This is a genomic window from Streptomyces sp. NPDC055962 (assembly GCF_042270185.1).
Taxonomy (GTDB): domain Bacteria; phylum Actinomycetota; class Actinomycetes; order Streptomycetales; family Streptomycetaceae; genus Streptomyces.
Genome location: NZ_JBHJYN010000010.1, coordinates 1 through 17,998 on the forward strand (window position 1 = coordinate 1; position 17,998 = coordinate 17,998).

General features: G+C 71.1%; 17 protein-coding genes and 1 pseudogene. 2 read left to right on the top strand and 16 right to left on the bottom strand.

Annotated elements, in window-relative coordinates; all coding sequences use genetic code 11:
- Positions 1-106: 106 nt before the first annotated feature.
- From ACFC51_RS25330 to ACFC51_RS25350, 5 genes are all read right to left on the bottom strand, one after another.
- Positions 107-787: a response regulator gene (locus ACFC51_RS25330; protein WP_376377817.1), complete on the bottom strand. Its 681-nt coding sequence runs from the start codon at positions 785-787 to the stop codon at positions 107-109.
- Positions 784-2,076, bottom strand: coding sequence for a sensor histidine kinase (locus ACFC51_RS25335; RefSeq protein WP_376377815.1), 1,293 nt, complete (start codon positions 2,074-2,076; stop codon positions 784-786). Before ACFC51_RS25335 ends, ACFC51_RS25330 begins: the two co-directional genes overlap by 4 nt.
- 21 nt (positions 2,077-2,097) lie before the next feature.
- The gene (locus ACFC51_RS25340; RefSeq protein WP_376530933.1) at positions 2,098-2,886 is read right to left on the bottom strand and encodes an ABC transporter permease; all 789 of its coding nucleotides are present in this window, start codon (positions 2,884-2,886) and stop codon (positions 2,098-2,100) included.
- Positions 2,883-3,809 (bottom strand): ATP-binding cassette domain-containing protein, encoded by a 927-nt coding sequence (locus tag ACFC51_RS25345; protein ID WP_376377812.1) that lies wholly within the window; start codon positions 3,807-3,809, stop codon positions 2,883-2,885. The genes ACFC51_RS25340 and ACFC51_RS25345 overlap by 4 nt, the downstream gene beginning before the upstream one ends.
- A 98-nt stretch (positions 3,810-3,907) precedes the next feature.
- The gene (locus ACFC51_RS25350; protein ID WP_376377810.1) at positions 3,908-4,882 is read right to left on the bottom strand and encodes a TetR/AcrR family transcriptional regulator C-terminal domain-containing protein; all 975 of its coding nucleotides are present in this window, start codon (positions 4,880-4,882) and stop codon (positions 3,908-3,910) included.
- Positions 4,883-5,040: 158 nt separating this feature from the next.
- On the opposite strand from ACFC51_RS25350, the gene ACFC51_RS25355 reads away from it, so the two are divergent.
- The gene (locus ACFC51_RS25355; RefSeq protein ID WP_376530935.1) at positions 5,041-6,141 is read left to right on the top strand and encodes an FAD-dependent monooxygenase; all 1,101 of its coding nucleotides are present in this window, start codon (positions 5,041-5,043) and stop codon (positions 6,139-6,141) included.
- Positions 6,142-6,194: 53 nt separating this feature from the next.
- Positions 6,195-6,755 carry a GNAT family N-acetyltransferase gene (locus ACFC51_RS25360; protein WP_376530937.1) on the top strand — a complete coding sequence of 187 codons (561 nt, stop codon included), beginning with the start codon at positions 6,195-6,197 and terminating at the stop codon, positions 6,753-6,755.
- A 37-nt stretch (positions 6,756-6,792) separates the two neighbouring features.
- Here the strand turns inward: ACFC51_RS25360 and ACFC51_RS25365 are convergent, their stop codons facing one another.
- The 11 genes and pseudogenes from ACFC51_RS25365 to ACFC51_RS25415 form a co-directional block, all read right to left on the bottom strand.
- Positions 6,793-8,349 carry a type VI secretion protein gene (locus ACFC51_RS25365; RefSeq protein ID WP_376530939.1) on the bottom strand — a complete coding sequence of 519 codons (1,557 nt, stop codon included), beginning with the start codon at positions 8,347-8,349 and terminating at the stop codon, positions 6,793-6,795.
- 1 nt (position 8,350) lies between these two features.
- The gene (locus ACFC51_RS25370) at positions 8,351-9,769 is read right to left on the bottom strand and encodes an ATP-binding protein (protein ID WP_376377802.1); all 1,419 of its coding nucleotides are present in this window, start codon (positions 9,767-9,769) and stop codon (positions 8,351-8,353) included.
- Between the two features lie 18 nt (positions 9,770-9,787).
- Complete coding sequence (locus tag ACFC51_RS25375) at positions 9,788-11,338, bottom strand: SCO6880 family protein (RefSeq protein WP_376377800.1); 1,551 nt, start codon at positions 11,336-11,338, stop codon at positions 9,788-9,790.
- The gene (locus tag ACFC51_RS25380) at positions 11,335-12,681 is read right to left on the bottom strand and encodes a hypothetical protein (protein ID WP_376530941.1); all 1,347 of its coding nucleotides are present in this window, start codon (positions 12,679-12,681) and stop codon (positions 11,335-11,337) included. The genes ACFC51_RS25375 and ACFC51_RS25380 overlap by 4 nt, the downstream gene beginning before the upstream one ends.
- On the bottom strand, positions 12,671-13,543 hold the full coding sequence (locus ACFC51_RS25385; protein ID WP_376530943.1) for a hypothetical protein: 873 nt from the start codon (positions 13,541-13,543) through the stop codon (positions 12,671-12,673). Before ACFC51_RS25385 ends, ACFC51_RS25380 begins: the two co-directional genes overlap by 11 nt.
- Before the next feature lie 177 nt (positions 13,544-13,720).
- Positions 13,721-14,029: a hypothetical protein gene (locus ACFC51_RS25390; RefSeq protein ID WP_014047394.1), complete on the bottom strand. Its 309-nt coding sequence runs from the start codon at positions 14,027-14,029 to the stop codon at positions 13,721-13,723.
- Between the two features lie 370 nt (positions 14,030-14,399).
- Entirely contained in the window at positions 14,400-15,017 is a 618-nt protein-coding gene (locus ACFC51_RS25395) for a DUF402 domain-containing protein (protein ID WP_376530946.1), read from the bottom strand.
- The gene (locus ACFC51_RS25400) at positions 15,014-15,913 is read right to left on the bottom strand and encodes an aldo/keto reductase (RefSeq protein WP_376530948.1); all 900 of its coding nucleotides are present in this window, start codon (positions 15,911-15,913) and stop codon (positions 15,014-15,016) included. The genes ACFC51_RS25395 and ACFC51_RS25400 overlap by 4 nt, the downstream gene beginning before the upstream one ends.
- Before the next feature lie 128 nt (positions 15,914-16,041).
- Positions 16,042-16,578, bottom strand: a complete 537-nt coding sequence (locus ACFC51_RS25405; RefSeq protein ID WP_376530951.1) for a hypothetical protein — start codon at positions 16,576-16,578, stop codon at positions 16,042-16,044.
- A gap of 198 nt (positions 16,579-16,776) precedes the next feature.
- Positions 16,777-17,232 (bottom strand): annotated as a pseudogene (locus ACFC51_RS25410) (DUF3291 domain-containing protein); the annotation flags it as partial.
- A 49-nt stretch (positions 17,233-17,281) separates the two neighbouring features.
- Positions 17,282-17,962 carry a helix-turn-helix transcriptional regulator gene (locus ACFC51_RS25415; RefSeq protein WP_376530953.1) on the bottom strand — a complete coding sequence of 227 codons (681 nt, stop codon included), beginning with the start codon at positions 17,960-17,962 and terminating at the stop codon, positions 17,282-17,284.
- Positions 17,963-17,998 lie beyond the last annotated feature (36 nt).

Below are 17,998 nucleotides of genomic sequence, written 5' to 3' on the forward strand. Positions count from 1 at the left end.
TTCCGGGAAAGCCCCGTGCCCTTGTGGCACGGGGCTTTTCTGCGTTCCGGGGCCTTTTGCACGGAGCCTCTGCGTGCGGAAGCCGCCCCACAGCCCCACGGCCGGCTCAGCGCGCGTTCACGAGGCGCGTGTCGTAGGCCAGGATGACGGCCTGGATGCGGTCCCGGGACCCCGTCTTGGCGAGGATGCGGGTGACGTGCGTCTTCACCGTGGACTCCGCGAGGTACAGACGCGAGGCGATTTCGCTGTTCGTCCATCCCTGTCCGATGACCGTGAGGATCTCCCTCTCGCGTTCCGTCAGTGCGGCGATACGTGCATCTCCCGAGGCCGTAGAGGCCGGGGTCGAGCCGGGGACGGCCGGCAGGTGGTGGATGTAGGCGTCCAGGAGCCGACGGGTGAGGCTCGGGGCGACGACGGCATCGCCGCTCGCGACGGCCCGGATGCCGGACAGGAGTTCCTCGGGTTGGGCATCCTTGACGAGGAAGCCGCTCGCTCCGGCGCGCAGGCCGTCGTAGGCGTACTCGTCGAGGTCGAACGTCGTCACGATGAGGACGCGGGTGGGTGCCCCTGATGCGATGATCCGGCGGGTCGCCTCGATGCCGTCGAGTCCTGGCATCCGGATGTCCATCAGGACGACGTCCGGGTGGTGGCGGGCTGTCAGGCTCACCGCTTCCGTGCCGTGGGCCGCTTCACCGAGGACCGTCATGTCGTCCTGGCTCTCCAGGAGCATGCGGAAGCCGAAGCGCTGCATGGCCTGGTCGTCGGCTATGAGTACCGTCGTCGTCACGGGGGTGCGTCCTCCAGGGGAAGGCGAAGTCGTGTCCGCCAGCCGCCTGCGGGCAGCGGGCCCGCTTCGATTGTGCCGTCGTAGAGGGTCGCGCGCTCCCGCATTCCGCTGATGCCCCGTCCGGTGCCGGCCTCGTCGCAGGGGAGGTGCGTGGAGCGGCCACCCGTGTCGGTGGTCAGGACCTCCAGCCCGGTGGACGTGTAGGTGACGGTCACCTCGGCGGTGGCCTCGGGACCTGCGTGCTTGAGGGTGTTGGTGAGGGACTCCTGGACCACCCGGTAGACGGCGAGCTGGCGTCCGGGCGAGGAGGGGGCACGCGGCGGGTCGCCCTGGACGACGAGTCGGACGGGCAGACCTGCCTCGCGTACGCCGTTCAGCAGCGCGTCCAGGTCCGCGAGTGAGGGCTGCGGTGACAGCTCGGGGGTGGGGGCCGCCTCACGCAGGACACCGAGCGTACGCCGTAGCTCCGCCAAGGCCTGGCGGCTCGTGGTCCCGATGGCTTCGAGGGCCTGGCTCGCGCGTTCGGGGTTCTTGGCCGCAGCGTACGCACCGCCGTCGGCGAGGCCGGTGATGACGGAGAGGTTGTGCCCGATGATGTCGTGCATCTCCCGGGCTATGCGCGCGCGTTCGGCCGCTGCCGCGAGCTGGGCCTGCTGGTCGCGCTCGCGTTCGAGCCGGTGAGCGCGCTCGACGAGGGCCTCGGTGTGCTCCCGCCGGGTGCGTACGGCGATGGCGAGCAGCGCGACGACGGCGAATCCCCAGAGGTAGGACACGAGTTGGCGGTCCGCTGTGCCCGTGATCCGGATCGCTCCCGCTGCGACGGGAAGGCACGTCAGGAACCCCGACAGGACCAGGGTCCGGAGGGGGAGGCGCAGACCGATCGTGTAGGCGGGGATCAGCTGGAGGAAGGCGGCCTGGACGATCGCGCCGGTCCAGATGTTCACCAGGGAGACGGGCGTCATGAGGGCGAGGACCGTGACGGGATGGCTGCGGCGCCAGAACAGGGGGACGGAGAAGCACAGGCTCATCAGCAGGACGAGGGGTTCCGGTGCTGCCGTGTTGCGGGCGACGGTGCGCCAGCCGCCGGTGCTGTAGTCGAGCACCGCGAAGACGACCCAGAAGGCGGTCACCGTGAGGTCCCAGAGGAGGGGCCGGCGGGAGTCGAAGGCACGGAGCCGTTGCAGCAGGGCCTGGAGGTGCTGGGTGAGGGGAGCGGGGGCCGCAGTCGGGGGAGCGGGGCGCGGGCGTGTCCCGTCCTCCACGCCGTCCGCCCTTCGTCGGTGTCTCACCGTCTTCCTCCGGCAGTTCCGTCACACGTCCCGGCGGCGCAGGAGCACTGCGGCCGCACCCAGTGCGGCCGCCGCCCAGAGGCACAGGGCCAGCAGGGCGGGTCCGGTGTCCGCGGTTCCCGGGAGGGGGGTGGCGGTGCCGAGCGCACCGGCGGCCTGCGTCGGGAAGTATCTCAGGACGCTGTCCACGGCATCGTACGGAAGCATGCCCAGCACCTCGGGGAGGATCAGGACGCAGCCGACGTAGGCCCCGATGCTGCCGGGCACGGAGCGGAGGGCGGCCCCCAGGCCGAGGGCGACCAGGCTGAGCAGGGTGATGCCTGCCGCGTTGCCCGTGATCGCTGCGAGGATGCCGTGGTCCATGAGCCCGGCGGCCTGGTCGGTGTTCTGCAGGAGCAGTTGTGCGGACACGAAGGTGATCAGTGCGGTGGCGAGCATCCAGCCGAAGGTCACGACCGCGAACACGGCCGCCTTGGCCCCGAGGACGGGGAGCCTGCGCGGTACGACGGTGAGCGAGGCGCGGATCATTCCGGTGGAGTACTCGCCGGCTGTCACGAGGATGCCGAGGACCGCGACGCACAACTGGCCGAGCAGCGTGCCGTACAGGACGAGGACGACGGTGTCGACGTCGGAGTCGCCGCCGTCCGACGTGTAGGTGGTGCCCATGAGGAGGCCGACGCCGAGGACCACGGCCGACGCCGAGAGGAGCGTGACCCAGGTGGAGCGCAGGGTCCGGAGCTTGTGCCATTCGGAGCGCAGGACGTGGCGGGCCGTGACGCGGTACGGAGAGGTCGGGGCGGCAGTGGTCATGCGGGGGCTCCGGTCAGGGGTGCGGCGGTCCGGTAGGTGACGGACTCCTGGGTGAGGTCCATGAAGGCCTGCTCCAGGGAGACGGTTCGGGGGGTGAGTTCGTGGAGGGTGACGGCGTGGGCGGCTGCGGTGCGGCCGATCTGGGCGGCGTCCGTGCCGTGGACGGTCAGCTCGCCGGCGGTGCCGGTCGTGATCCGGACACCGGGGCCGCTCAGCAGGGTGCGCAGGGTGTCGGCCTGGGGGGTGACGACCTTGACGGAGGCGCCGCCCGCGGCGCGGATCAGCTCGTCGACGGTGGTGTCGGCGAGGAGTCTGCCGCGTCCGATGACGATGAGGTGGTCGGCGGTGAGCGCCATTTCGCTCATGAGGTGGGAGGAGACGAGGACGGTCCGGCCCTCCGCCGCGAGCGAGGTGAGCAGGGTGCGGATCCAGAGGACGCCTTCGGGGTCCAGCCCGTTGACCGGTTCGTCGAGGACGAGGGTCGCCGGGTCACCGAGGAGCGCGGCGGCGATGCCGAGCCGCTGCCCCATGCCGAGCGAGAAGCCCTTGACCCGCTGGTGGGCGGCCGTGGTGAGGCCGGCCAGGTCCAGGACGTGCTCGACGCGGCTGCGGGGGATGCCGTGGGTGTGGGCGAGCGCCATGAGGTGGTGGAAGGCGGTGCGTCCGGGGTGGACGGAGCGTGCCTCCAGGAGGGCGCCGACCTCGGTGAGCGGTGCGGGGTGGGTGGTGTAGGCGCGGCCGCCGATGGTGGAACGTCCGCCGGTGGGTGCGTCGAGGCCGAGCAGCATGCGCATGGTGGTCGACTTCCCGGCGCCGTTGGGGCCGAGGAAGCCGGTGACGGTGCCGGGCCGGACGGTGAAGTCGAGACCGTGGACGACGGTGGAGTCCCCGTAGCGTTTGGTGAGTTCGTATGCCCTGATCATGTGGTCGACGCTACGGAGCGGGCGTGGGGCGGTCGTCCGACCGCGGGCTGTGACGTGCGGGCCGCCGTAGTACCGGGGTACGACGCGGAGCGTGCGGGTTATGCGGGGGACCTGCCCTCGATGACCGGGGCCAGGCCGTCGAGGAGGGCCTTGAGGCCGAGCTCGAAGAGGGTGTCGAGGCGGAGGTCGTAGCCGTCGTCGAAGGAGGAGACCACGTTCGCGAAGGTCGGGAAGCGGCCGGAGTCGACGAGGCTCCGGAGGGCGTCGCCGCGGCTGTCCATCCACTGGTCCTCGTCCTGTCCGGTGGCCGCCGCGGCGTGTGCCTCCCGTTCCAGGTGGACGGCCAGCCCCTGTACGTGGCTGTAGAGCAGCACGTGGATGTCGAACAGCGTGGTGGTGTCGAGGCCGTGGCCGTCGAGGGCACTGAGCGACCATTCGCCGTGGACCATCAGGTTGGGCAGGAGCAGGGGGCGGGTGAGGGACGAGAGCTGGGCGAGCCAGGGGTGCCGCTTGTGCAGGGTCCACAGCGTGCGCGCACCGAGCTCCAGGCGGGCGCGCCAGCCGTCCGGAGCCGTGGCGGGGTAGAACTGCTCGCCGAACGCGGCGTCCGCCATGAGCAGGATGAGGTCGTCCTTGCCGGTCACGTACCGGTAGGGCGACATGGCGGCCACGCCGAGCCGGGCGGCGATGCCGCGCATGGAGAGCGCGGGGAGTCCTTCGGCGTCGGCGATGTCGACGGCGGTGCGCACGATCCGTTCCAGGGACAGGTCCGGCTCGGCGGCCGGGCCGGGAGGCGTGGTGGTGGGCGGTGCGGACCTCTGCCCGCGGACCGGGGCGGTGGGCGCGGCGACGACGGTGCCCACGCGCGGCTTCGCCTCGACGACCCCTTCCAGCCGGAGATGCGTCAGGGCCTTCGTGGCGGTGGCGAGTGCGACGCCCCATTCCCTGGCGATGTGGCGGGTCGAGGGGACGCGTTCCCCCGGGGCCAGTTCGCCCTGCTCGACGCGGCGGCGGATCTCGGCCGCGATCCGGAGGTACGGCGGCGTCCCCGAGCCTCCCGTGGCGTTCGTCACACTGCCCGCCCTTCATGGTCTGTCCTAGTGCAGCCGGTACCGGCGACGACCCTGTCCGCAGCGGAACTGTCCTAGTGCAGAGGGGAAAAGCTCCTGGTGGCGGGCAGGGTGCGTACGCCGTACGTTCAGTCAGGTCCATCCTACGAGGGGAGATTCTGATGCGCACCGTTCTCATATCCGGTGGCGGTGTCGCCGGACCTGCTCTGGCCCACTGGCTGCACCGCCACGGCTTCGTGGTCACGGTCGTCGAACGGGGGCCGGGCGTGCGGCACGGTGGGCAGGCCGTGGACGTCCGGGGGGTCGCGCTCGACGTGATCGAGCGGATGGGCCTGCTCGACGAGGCGCGGCGGGCGCGTACCCGCATGCGCGGCATGTCGGTCCTGGATCCCGAAGGGAAGGAGATCGAGCGCTCCACGGAGATGGCCCTCAGCAGCGGCCGGCTGGACAGCGCGGACATCGAGCTGCTGCGCGAGGACCTGGTGCGCATGGTCTTCGCGCGCACCAGGGGAGACGTGGAGTACCTCTTCGGGGACACGATCACCGCACTCGTCGAGGGCGCCACCGGTGTGCGGGTGGACTTCGCCCGCGAGCCGTCCCGCACCTTCGACCTCGTCATCGGGGCGGACGGCCTGCACTCGACGGTACGACGCCTGGCGTTCGGGCCCGAGGAGCGCTACGCCCACCATCTCGGCAGCTATCTGTCGGTGTTCAGCGCGGACAACTTCCTCGGTCTGGAGGACTGGCAGGTGTGGCTGCGGGACGGCGATGTCGGCTTCGGCATCATGTCCGTCCGCGAGAACAGGGAGCTGAGGGTGGCGTTCGGGTTCGAGTCCGGTCCGCTCCCCCGGGACGCCGACGCCCTCCGGCGCACCATCACGGAGCGGCTCTCGGCGCTGCGGTGGGAGGGGCGGCGTCTGGCGGAGGCCGCCCGCGACGCCCCTGACTTCTACTGCGACGCCATGGCGCAGATCCGGATGGACCGCTGGTCGCAGGGCCGGGTCGCTCTGCTCGGTGACGCCGGATACTGCCCTTCGCCGCTCTCCGGGCAGGGCACCAGCCTGGCGCTCGTGGGCGCGCACGTCCTGGCGGGCTGCCTGGCCCAGGCCCCCGGCGACCACACGGCCGCCTACGCCCGCTACGAGGAGCGGATGCGGCCCTTCGTCGCTCTGAACCAGTCGCTGGCCACCGAGAACCCTGGTGGTCCCGCCGGCGAGGAGTCCGTGGCGCACGCCAAGAACGCCCTGACGCTGGACGGCTGAGGGGCGGTGTATCTCGTTTGCCGGGGCCTGGGGCGGCAGGGCACGATCGGTGGATGGACTATGTCGTGCGTGCAGTGCGGGCCGGTGAATGGGAGCGGGCCAGGGAGATCCGGCTGGCCGCGCTCCAGGACCCGGTGGCCCCGATCGCGTTCCTGGAGTCGTACGAGCACGCGCGGGTCCGGCCCGACGCGTTCTGGCAGGAGCGCACGGCGGGCGCCGCCTCGGGGGAGCACGTCCGTCAGTTCATCGCCGAGGCGCCCGACGGTCAGTGGGCCGGGACCGTGTCGGTGCTCGTCGAACGCCCGGCGTCCGAACCGGGTTTCGGGGAGGCGGCCGAGGTCGACCAGGGGCATCTGGTGGGGGTGTTCGTCCGGCCGGAGCACCGGGGGCGTGGGGTGGTGGACGTACTGTTCCGCGAGGCGATCGCATGGGCGTGGTCCCTGTCCGGCCCGCCCCTGGAGCGGGTGCGGCTCTACGTCCACGAGGCCAACGCGCGTGCGGCGGCCTCCTACCGGCGGATCGGTTTCGTCCCGACCGGGGGAACGCTTCCCATGGACGGCGATCCGACCGCTCTGGAGCTGGAGTTCGAGCTGCCTCGGCCGGGCAGGGGCTGAGCGGAGGGCGGGCGCGGTCCGGGTGCCTGACGGAGGGTCAGCGCGGTCCGGGTGCGGGCAGAGGGTCGCGCCAGCGGGCACGGGCCTGTTCCTCGGAGCGGAGCAGGACCAGGGCGGGCAGCCCGTGGTCCCGGCCGGTCGACAGGAGCTCCGGAAGCTGGGGAAGCGGAGCCACGGCCGCGACGTCGTCGAGGACGAGCGTCATTGGTGGGTCGAGCCGACCGTCGGTTGACCGTGCGGCCATGCGGCGGCCGTGCTCGACCACGTGTGAGGCGAGTGCGGTGAGCAGAGGCATCGCACCGGGGTGGTGGCGGGGATCCTCGATGGGTTCACCGACCAGATAGAGCGTTCCCCCTTCACGCGCAAAAGAATCCAGTACGAGCGCATCGGCTCGGTTGGGTGTGCACGCCTCACGGACGTGGACCGAGGAGAGGGCGGCGAAGGCCCGCACGGTCAGTTCCTGGGCCGCCTCGCGGCGTTCGGGATAGGCGGTGAGCGCGGACTCCAGGAGGCCGGCGAGCCCGGACGCGGCCTTGGGGTGCGTGCGGAGCAGGCGGACCGGCTCGTGGCCGCCTGAGCCCGACGCCCAGCGGTGGACCTGCCGGAAAGGGCGGCCGTCCACGGCGGCGGCGTGCAGCCAGCACTGGAGGAGGGTCTGCGCGGTGTCGGCGACGGCCGCGTCGATCCTGGCCAGAGGGCGGACCGGGGTGAGGAGCGCGGCGGCGCGGGAGGCCGCCGTGGCGGGGTCCTCGCAGCCGGCGGTGGGCGACCAGTGGAGACGGGCCGGGGTGTCGCAGAGGTGGCCCGGGTCGTAGACGGGGACCGGGCCGAGCTTGCTGCGGGCGTCCTTCGTCTCGGCCCAGACGGTGGGGTCCGACGTCACGACGAGGGCGGGACCCTCGGCGTCACGGATGGCCCGCACGACGGCGGGGCGCCGGGTGGCGGAGGCGCCGTAGAGGAGGTGCGGGGTGCGGGGCGTGGGCACCGGCGTGGCCGGCTCGGAGGCGTACGCGGCGAGAAGGTCGGCGGGAGCGGGCTCCGGCGTGCGGGAGACGGCGGGTGGCGCGGCCTCGAAGGCGGCCCGGGCTGGTGGCGGGTGCCCTTCGGCGCGCAGGGGTTCGGGGCCGCGGTGTGTGAGGCCCGGCCCGGTGTCGTGGAGCACGGGCCGGTCGTGCACGGGGGGCCGGCCGGCCTCGTACGGTGCGGGGGCCGCCTTCCTCTGCTTCCGGACCAGGCGCCAGCGCGTCACCACCCCGAGCGTGAACACCGACAGGACCAGCAGCACCATCACCTCGCCGATGAACAGGCCCCAGAACAGGCCGTATCCGGAGAGCGAGACGGGCGGGGTGTCGGGCCAGGCACCGGCCAGGTCCGTCGGCTCGACGACCAGCGCGCGCAGGGCCAGCGGTGTCCGCATGAGCGTGACGCCGTCCGGCCAGCCTCCGTGGGCGAACAGCCCGGCCAGGCCGGTGGCCGTCCATGCCAGGACCGTCAGGGCGAGGAAGAAGGCCAGCAGGCCGATCAGCAGGCCGTCCGGGACGCCTCCCTGGCCCTCCCCGCCGCGCCCCGTGCCGGATGGTGCCTGGCGTGCCATGTCATGCCACCGTTGACTCGGAGGACTCGTTCAGCCGTTGCTGGTGCTCGATCCGTGCCGCCCGCTGCTCCGCCTCCAGCTCCGCTGCTCGTACGTCCTCGGGGAGCAGGTCCACCGCGGATCCCTCGGTCATCGCGCGGTCGGTGAAGACCAGGGGGCGTTCTGCCTCCGTGATCAGGTGTTTGACGACCTGCACGTTGCCGTTGACGTCCCACACGGCGATACCCGGGGTGAGCGTCGGGATGATCTCGACCGCCCACCTGGGCAGACCGATGACCTTGCCCGTCGCTCTCGCCTCGTCCGCCTTCTGTGCGTAGATCGTCCGGGTGGAGGCCATCTTCAGGATGGCCGCCGCTTCCTTCGCCGCGGCTCCGTCGACGACGTCACTGAGGTGGTGGACGACCGCCACGAACGACAGCCCGAGGCGTCGGCCGAATTTCAGCAGGCGCTGGAAGAGCTGTGCGACGAAGGGCGAGTTGATGATGTGCCAGGCCTCTTCGACCAGGAAGATGCGCTTCTTCCGGTCGGGCCTGATCCAGGTGTGTTCCAGCCACACCCCGACGATCGCCATGAGGATCGGCATCGCGATGGAGTTGCGGTCGATGTGCGAGAGGTCGAAGACGATCAGCGGTGCGTCGAGGTCGATGCCGATCGTGGTCGGGCCGTCGAACATGCCCCGCAGGTCACCGTCGACGAGGCGGTCCAGGACGAGGGCGACGTCGAGGCCCCAGGCGCGGACATCGTCTATGTCCACGTTCATCGCCTCGGCGGACTCGGGCTTCGGGTGGCGCAGCTGCTCCACGATGTCCATCAGGACCGGCTGCCGGTCGGTGAGGGTGTTGTTGACGTACGCGTGGGCGACCTTGAGCGCGAAGCCGGACCGCTCGTCGAGGCCATGGCCCATGGCGACCTCGATGATGGTGCGGAGCAGGGCCAGCTGACCCGTCGTGGTGATCGACGGGTCGAGCGGGTTGAGCCGGATCCCGTCGTTCAGCGCGGCCGTCGGGTCGAGCCGGATCGGGGTGATCCCCAGCTCCTCGGCGATGAGGTTCCACTCGCCCACGCCGTCCTCGCCCTGGGCGTCCAGGACGACGACCTGGCGGTCACGGAAGCGGAGCTGGCGCAGCACGTACGTCTTCTCCAGAGCCGACTTGCCGTTGCCGGACTCGCCGAGCACCAGCCAGTGCGGGGCCGGGAGCTGCTGCCCGTACAGCTGGAACGGGTCGTAGATGTAGCCCTTGCCCGAATACACCTCACGCCCGATGATCACGCCGGAGTCGCCGAGGCCGGGCGCGGCGGTCGGCAGGTAGACGGCCTGGGCCTGGCCCGTCGACGTACGGACCGGCAGCCGGGTCGTCTCCACCTTCCCGAAGAGGAAGGCGGTGAAGGCATCCGACATCGCGGACAGGGGATCTCGCATGGCGTGACTGCCCTCTCGTTAGCGACGGATGCCGGTGGCGAACGGCAAGGTGTTCACAAAGGCCCGGTGGTGCTCCCGGTCGCACCACTCCAGCTTCAGATACGACTTGCCGGCCGACGCGCGGATCGTCCGCTTGTCGCGGGCGAGGGCTTCCGGGGACCGGGACGACACGGTGATGTACCCCACGAGATTCACCCCGGCCGCGCCGCTCGCCAGATCTTCACCCCGCTGGTCGAGCCGGCCGTGGGCGGCGATGTCACGGGGGTCGACGGTGCGGTTCATCTTGGCCTGACGGCTCGCCTCGGCGTCGTCGTTGGTCTTCTCGGTCAGCATCCTCTCGATGGCGATCTCGGTGGGTTCGAGGTCCATGCAGACCGCGACCGTGCGGATCACGTCGGGCGTGTGGACGAGCAGAGGAGCCAGGAAGTTCACGCCGACCGGAGTCATCGGCCATTCCTTCACCCAGGCCGTGGAGTGGCACCAGGGTGCGCGCGTGGTCGACTCGCGGGTCTTGGCCTGCAGAAACGTCGGTTCGACGGCGTCCAGCTCGGCCGGCCAGGCGTTGCGCTTCGTCATCGCCTGGATGTGGTCGATGGGGTGGTCGGGGTCGTACATCGAGTGCACGAGCGAGGCCAGCCGGCTCTGGCCGAGCGGCTGGCGGACCCGGATGTCGGCCTCGGCGAGCCGGGCGCAGATGTCGGTCAGCTCGCGCGCCATGACGACCGCGAGCCCCGAGTCGCGGTCGACCTTGCGGCCGCCGTGGGGGCGGATGGCGCGGGCCATGGCGTTGGCCTCGGCGGCCAGGTCGCGGCTGTAGTGCATGCACGCGACGAGGTAGGCGCGGTGCTGTTCGCTGGAGGTGGAGACCATCGACTGGAGCTGGTCGTACGAGTCCTGGAGCCAGCCGGGCGCGTTCCTGTCGCCGCGCTGGGCGACGTCCTTGGCGTGGGCGTCGGGGTCGGCCGGGAGGGTGCGGGCGAGCATCTGGAGGCGCGTCACGAAGCCGTCGCCGTTGGCGACGTGCTTGAGGAGGGTGCCGAAGCGGTCGACCAGGGCCTCCTGGTCCTCGCTGTCGCGCAGGCCGACCCCGGGGCCCTCGATCTCGATGGCGGCGGTGACCGTGCGCCGGTCGGCGTGGAGCAGTACGGCGATCTCGTCGGGGCCGAACGGTGCGGCGAGCCAGCTGATCCTGCCGATGCCGGGCGGCGGCCCGATCTCCACCTCGCGCCCGTCGGCGCTGACTCCCGCCTCCATGGCGGAGGAGCGGTAGGCGGTGCCGCGGCGCAGGGTCCGCTTGAAGCTGCGGTTGATCTCGAACCACTTGTAGAACGTGCGGCCCTTGTAGGGGACGTACACGACGGCCAGGGCCAGCATGGGGAAGCCCACGAGGCAGACGATCCGCAGGGAGAGGGCGGGGACGAGGAGGCCGCTCATCATGCCGAGGAACGCCCCGGCGATGATCAGCGCGATCTCACCCGTCTCGCGGTTCTTGCCGACGATCGCGTTCGGCCGGGCCCGGCCGATGAGATACGTGCGGCGGGGCGCGATCGTGTGGGACTGGATCGTCAACGCCCTCCACCTCCTGTGCTCGTGCTGCCTGTGCTGCCTGAACCGCCTCCGCGCGGGGAGCGGCTGCCGTGGGGGGTGCCGGAGGTGGGTCCGGACCCGCTGCGGGGCGAGGGCGCGGCGGAGCCGCCACCGCCGCCCGGGTTACGTGAGCTGTGTGCGGCGACACCGCCGCTGACCGGGTTGGAGGGCCGGGCACCGCCGCCACCGCCACCGCCTTCACCGCCTCCGCGACCGCTGTGGGTCTTGATGCCCTGGGAGACGAGGGCAGCGGGCGAACTGATCATCGCGGCGGCCTGGGAGCCGTCGGTCGCCTGCTTGCGGTTGGTGCGGGCGCCCTGGATCTCGTCGCCGAAGCCGGGGACGAAGCGGTAGATCATCGCCGAGGCGAAGATCGCCAGCAGAATGATGGCGAGACCGGAGACGACGGCGGAGAAGGCGTTGGGCCCGTCGTCCGCCGAGAGAGCCCCGGCGAGCCCGAGCACGATGACGATGACCGGCTTCACCATGATCACGGCGATCATGATGCCCGCCCAGCGGCGGACATGGCCCCACATGTTCTTGTCGACCAGCCCGGAGTACACGACGACGCCGAGCAGGGCGCCCACGTAGAGCAGGGCGGCCCGGATCACGAGCTCCAGCCACAGGATGCCGGCGGCGAGGATCGACACGAGGGAGACGACGATCAGCATGATCGGCCCGCCGCCGATGTCGTTGCCCTTCTTGAGCGCCTCGGCGAACGACCCGAAGAAGACGTCGTTCTGTCCTCCGGTCGCGGTGGAGATGACCTCGGTGACGCCGTCGGTGGCCGAGACGACCACGTACAGGATGAGCGGTGTGAACGCCGAGGCCAGGACCGTGAGCCAGAGGAAGCCGATGGCCTCGGAGATCGCGGTGGTGAACGGCACGCCCCGGATGGCCCGCTTGGCCACGGCGAACAGCCACAGGACCAGGGTGAGGATGGTCGAGGCGGCGAAGACGACGGCGTACTGGGTGCGGAAGGTGGAGTTGGTGAAGTCGACGGTCGCGGTGCTCTCCACGGCCTCGCTCAGCTTGCCCACGAGGTAGGCGGCGGCGTCGGCGCAGCCGCGGGCGAGCGAGGTGAGGGGGTCCATGGCGTCGTCGGTGATGGGAGGTGTGCTGCGGTCGGCCCCGCCGGCTTCGCCATCCTCGCAGTAGTCGCGGGCAGCACCGTAGATCAAATCGCAGGGGTTGTTGCTGGAGCTGGGGCTGGGCGTGGGGCTCGGAGCGGCCGTGGCTCTTGCGGCGAACAAGACGAGCGATGCTTGCACGGTGGCCACGAGGCCGAGGAACGACGTTGTGAGACGCCGGGCTTTACCGGGCATAGGTGAAGCCTCCGAACCCGTTGACAGCACCGGCGATCTCGTCAGCGCTCGATGCCCTGTTGTCGCCGCCTACGGGGGCAGGGCCGTCCTTCTGTGAATGAGTGAGAGCCTTCCAGTCGCCATCGACCCACTGCAGTTCCATGGTGATGGTGAACCAGCCGTCCGTAACAGGCTTGGTCGACCCTTCGCCCGCCAAGCCGATGAGGCCGGAGCACCAGACTTCGACGGTCGTTTGGTCGGCGGATGCCCTCGTTGTCTTGGTGCCGATGGGGGTCGTGCGCGAGACGAAGGTGAAGCCGGCAGGGGCGGTGCCGTCGTCGTTGAGTCCGACATTCCTGAAGAAGCCGATCGAGTACGCCTTGTCGAGCGTGGTCCGAAACTTTTCTACGGACGCCGGTGCAATGACTGCGTCGAGGATGCCGTCACGCTGTGTCTTGTCGAACATCTCCGCAGACCCCAGCGCCACCGCGTAGTTCGCCGCCGCGCTCTGCGCCCCCTGCTCGTCATGGGCGAAGCCCGACGCGATCGTGCCGTTCCTGCCCTGGACCGGCTTCGTGCCCGTCGCGGCCGTGGGGCCCGCACCCGCCGCGTCCGTCGCCTTCTCGGCGCCGTTACCCGAGGTGTCACCGCCGCCGCCCTGGTTCGCGAACGCGATCGCCGCGATCAGGAGCACGACCACGCCGACCACCATGATCAGCGAGCGGGAGTTCCGGGCGGGCCGCCGGCCGTAGCCGTCGCCCTCGTCGCCGCCGCGGGGCAGGCGTGTGCGTGTCTGGCGCGTCCCGCCGAGGGTGCTGTACGCGTCGTCCGTGTGGCCGGCCGGTTCGTTGCCGCCGTAGCCGCGCTCGTCGCCCTGGCTCATGCCGCGTACGTCCCCTCAGCCGTGTGCAGTTCCGCGTGGTACGACGGTAGCGGTGCTGGTTTCCGCGTGGGCGCGGAGTGGTGACTCGACATCAGGGGACGCAACCTCTGCCGGTGGGCACGACGGACGGATGGTGTGGGGTGGACGGGCCCGGGCGGGGCTCCGGCTGACCTTGGGTCAGACGGCCATCCCGTACACGATGGTGAACAGTGTGCCCAGCGATCCGATGATGAAGACGCCGGTCAGCCCCGCCACGATGAGGCCCTTGCCCTGTTCCGCACTGAAGGTGTCGCGCAGGGCCGTCGCGCCGATGCGCTGTTTGGCCGCACCCCAGATCGCGATGCCGAGGCAGAGCAGGATGGCGACCGCCATCACCACCTCGATCATGATGCGCGCCTCGTTGCCCAGAGTCCCGAACGGCCCCCAGTTCGGGGCGATTCCGCCGATGATGGTGGTGATGTCGCCCTTTTCAGCTGCCAGGATCATGTAAGTCACCGCCCCTGTTGGGTAGTTCGCAGCCCGCGCCGTGCGGCACGGGTCGGTCTCTATCTTCGCTGATGAAACCGGCATCGCACGACGCCTTCCCGGGTCTCTTTACCCGGATCTCGCACGTTTGACCGGAGAAGCAGCCCTGACCTGCGACTCGTGTGGGGATCCACCCGCATATGCATGGTTACTCTGTGTATCACGCGGTGTGACGGCTAGCAACGACGGTGGCCATGGTTCCGGATGCGGTCGATGCGTTCACGGGGTGCGGAGTATTCGTACGCGCTGTTCGAGAGCCGTGTGTGCGCCGGTGGCTTCCGGCAAACGGGTCGTCAGGACCCGTGCGGGGAAGGCGTCGCGGCCGCGTGCATCAGAGCACGGTGCGTGTGGGGGCCGGGCCGCGGGACGGTGTGGTCCAGTGGGGCGGTGGCTTGAAGTCGCACCAGGAGCCGTCGAAGGGGAATGCTCTCGACTCGGCGAGGCGGGCCATGCGTTCCCCTTCGGCGCGGATCGCGGTCGCCTCCTCCGGGGACCAGTAGGCGGGGTGGCCGGTCTTTTCGGCGAACGACCGCTCGTCCTTCCATCGCCAGCTGTGGTCCGCCGCGACGGTGAGGTCCAGTTCGTGGTCGGTGACGTCGATGTCCTCGCCCCGGTGGGTCCGGTGCTCCAGATTCACGTACCACCCCCTGAACCTCTGCCTCCGCCCGAAGAGCCAGAAGACGGCGTGCCGGGCCCCGGCCGGCTGATGGACGAGCGCGCTGCCCAGGGGCCACCAGCCGGTCTTCGCCGGATATCCGCCGGCCGGCCGGTGCTCGGGCGGGATGTCCCGGAGGTGGGTCCTGCGGGGAAGGTCCGTACGCCACATCGGGGTGCCTGTCTCCAGCCACACCAGCTGGTACGCGGCCGTGCGTTCGACCAGGCGTACGGGTACGGACGAGCTCAGGTGGCCGCCGATGAAGAGGTTCCACCGCAGGATCCGCCCGGTCATGACGAGAGGAGGGCCAGGTCCTCGGCGCTGAGCCGCAGGGCGCCGGCCGCCACGTTCTCGGCGAGGTGGTCCGGGTTGCCCGTTCCGGGGATGGCCAGGACGTGCGGTCCCTGGTGGAGCGTCCAGGCCACCCGTACCTGGGCGGGTGTCGCCCCGTGGCGGTGGGCGACGGTGAGCACGTCCTTGTCCTGGATGTCGCTCGAACCGGCCTCGCGGCCCTCGCCGGCGATGGCGTAGAAGGGTACGAAGGCGATGCCCTGTTCGCCGCAGGAGCGTACGAAGGCATCGTCCTGCGCGGACGAGCCCAGGCCGTAGGCGTTCTGTACGCAGACGACGGGGGCGATGGCCCGGGCCTCGGCGAGCTGCTCGGGTGAGGTGTGGGAGATGCCGAGGTGGCGGATGAGGCCGGCCTCGCGGAGTTCGGCCAGGGCGCCGAAGTGTTCGGCGACCGGCCTGGATCCGTGGCTCCTCGCTATGCGCAGGTTCACCACGTCCATGTGGTCGCGGCCGAGCTGGCGCAGGTTCTCCTCGACCTGCCCGCGCAGCTGTTCCGGCGTGGCCCACGTCCACACGCCGGAAGGGTCCCGGCCGGGGCCGACCTTCGTGGTGATGACCAGGTCGTCGGCGTACGGGGCCAGCGCGCTGTTGATGAGCTCGTTGGCGGAGCGGAGCGGCGAGAAGTAGAAGGCGGCGGTGTCGATGTGGTTCACGCCGAGTTCGAGGGCGCGGCGCAGGACCCCCAGGGCGCGGTTCCGGTCGCCGGAGTCGCCCTTGCCGAACGCCGCACCGTCCTGGGTCAGGCGCATCGAGCCGAAGCCGATCCGATTGACCGTCAGGTCACCGAGTGTCCAGGTGCCTGCGGCTGAAGCGTCGATCATGTCCAATGATGAGGTCATCGTCGGATTGTCGCACCGGCGGTGCTCCTGAGGCCTCGTCCTGAGGCCTCGTCCTGGGGCCTCGTCCTCAGTCCTCGTCCTGTGCCCGCGGCCTCCGGGTGTGCGGCGGCACCCCGCCCGGAGGCCCGCTACTTGATCAGGGCGTCGGCGGCGACGATGACCAGGCCGATCAACATGTCCATGCCTCCAGCCCGGCACGAGGACGGCCAGCTGTGCCCGGCCGTGCGGGCGGCCCAGGTGCCGCAGCCGAACAGGGCGACGGTGTTGACCAGCAGGGCCGTGTCCGCGGCCGTGGCCTCGGCCCACCAGCCGGCTGCCGCGGCGAGCAGCATCCCCACGGTGGGGAGCACCGCGGCGATCAGGGGCCACTCGGCGAGCACCAGCCGCAGCCTGCTCGCGGTGGCTGTCCCGTCGGTGGACACACGCTGGGCGATGACATGGGCGTACCCGTGGGCGGCGCCCGCCGCGAGCGCGGTGAGCACGACCCACAGTGCGTCGGGGCCGGGGTCGGCCTCCTCGCCCGCCGGGTCCAAGGCGGCCACCAGGGCGCTGGCCAGCACCAGGCCGTAGACGACGCTGAACAGCGGCTGTTCCGGCGGTCGGTACCGGGGCGCCGGTCTCGGCGCTGCGCCCTCTCGGTGGGCATGGTCGGCGCGGTCGGGCATCTCATCGCCTCGGTGCGGGAGGAGGGCTTGGTCCGCACATACTCACCCGCGTGGCGTCGGGAAGCGGGACGCGACGCGCTGAGGGGGTCAGGGCGCCGGGGTCCCGCGGACCGGGTCCCTCGGCCCGGCGGCGGGGCCGGACTCCTGGTGGGGGATGCCTGTTCCCGCGGAGAGCTCAGGGGGTGACGCTGTCGGCCGGCCGGCCGGCGGCGGGTGCGGCGACCGGAAGGTGAAGGCGTCGGGGCCTTCGCCGTTCGTGCGGATCAGGGCGATGCGGGCCATCGCCTCGGCCATGGTCGGGCGGTGCCCTGCGGGGACCCACCACATGGCGTGGTGGAACTCGGCGAGGCGCTCGAACCATTCCCGGCGGCGCGCCAGCACCTTGAGGTGTGCGCTGCGGTACGTGTAGTCCTGCAGCGCCTCGACCGATTCCCATACCGAGCAGTTGATGAGCAGCATGTCGTCGTCGTCCTCGGGGCGGAGGTCCGTCGAGTCGGCTCCGCCGTCGTCGACCATGCGCCAGACGAAGCCCGGGGCCTGGTCGGCGGCGGCGTTGATCTCCGGGAGGTGTGCGACGAAGCCGGACAGCTGAGGGCTGTCGAGCGGGGCGAGGATGCGCCCGACGTTGACCTGGGCGAGGTGGAAGTCGTTCACGAGGGCAAGCATGCCCGGGCGAACTCTCTAAAGTCAACGAGTTGTGTTTTTAGAGTGCTTCGGGAGCCTCCCGTGCTTCGGGAGCCTCCAGGGCCACGCAGCACCCGTGCGGAAGCGGGTCCATCGCCGCGCTCCACCCCTGGGCGTCCGGCAGGCCGGCGAGCAGGCCCTGGATCCTGGCCAGGTTCATCCCGCAGATCAGGGCAGGGAACTGATCGGCCAGCGCATGGAACGGGCAGTTGTTGAGCCGCAGTCCGGCGCCGTCCCGGAACGGCTCGTAGCCGCGTGCCCGCAGGGCCTCGACCGGGTCGGTCCCGCCGTTCGACGCGTCCCCCTCGGACTCCCCTTCGGCGCGTGCCGCCGCTTGCAGGGCCGCGTCGAGTCCGGCCTGCTCCACCACCTCGGCGAGCAGCCGGCCGGCCGAGTCGTAGGAGCGGGGCGGTACGGAGACCGTGTGTTCTCCCGCGGCCCGCCGGTACATCTTGGAGGGGCGTCCCGCTCCCGGGCCGCTGCGCCCCGAGAGCCGCCGGAAGGACACCTCCAGCAGCCCGGCGGCGACCAGCTTGTCCAGGTGGAACGCGGCCAGTGAACGGGAGATCCCGGCCGCCTCGGCCGCCGCGTCCCGTCCCACCTCGCCCGGTGTCCCGGTGACCTGCCGGTACAGTCCGCGCCGCACCGGGTCACCCAGCACGCCCAGCGCGTCGAGGGCGGAATCGTCACTGCTGTCCATGGGGCGAGTCTATGACCAGCGACGGTTGGTGTTTCA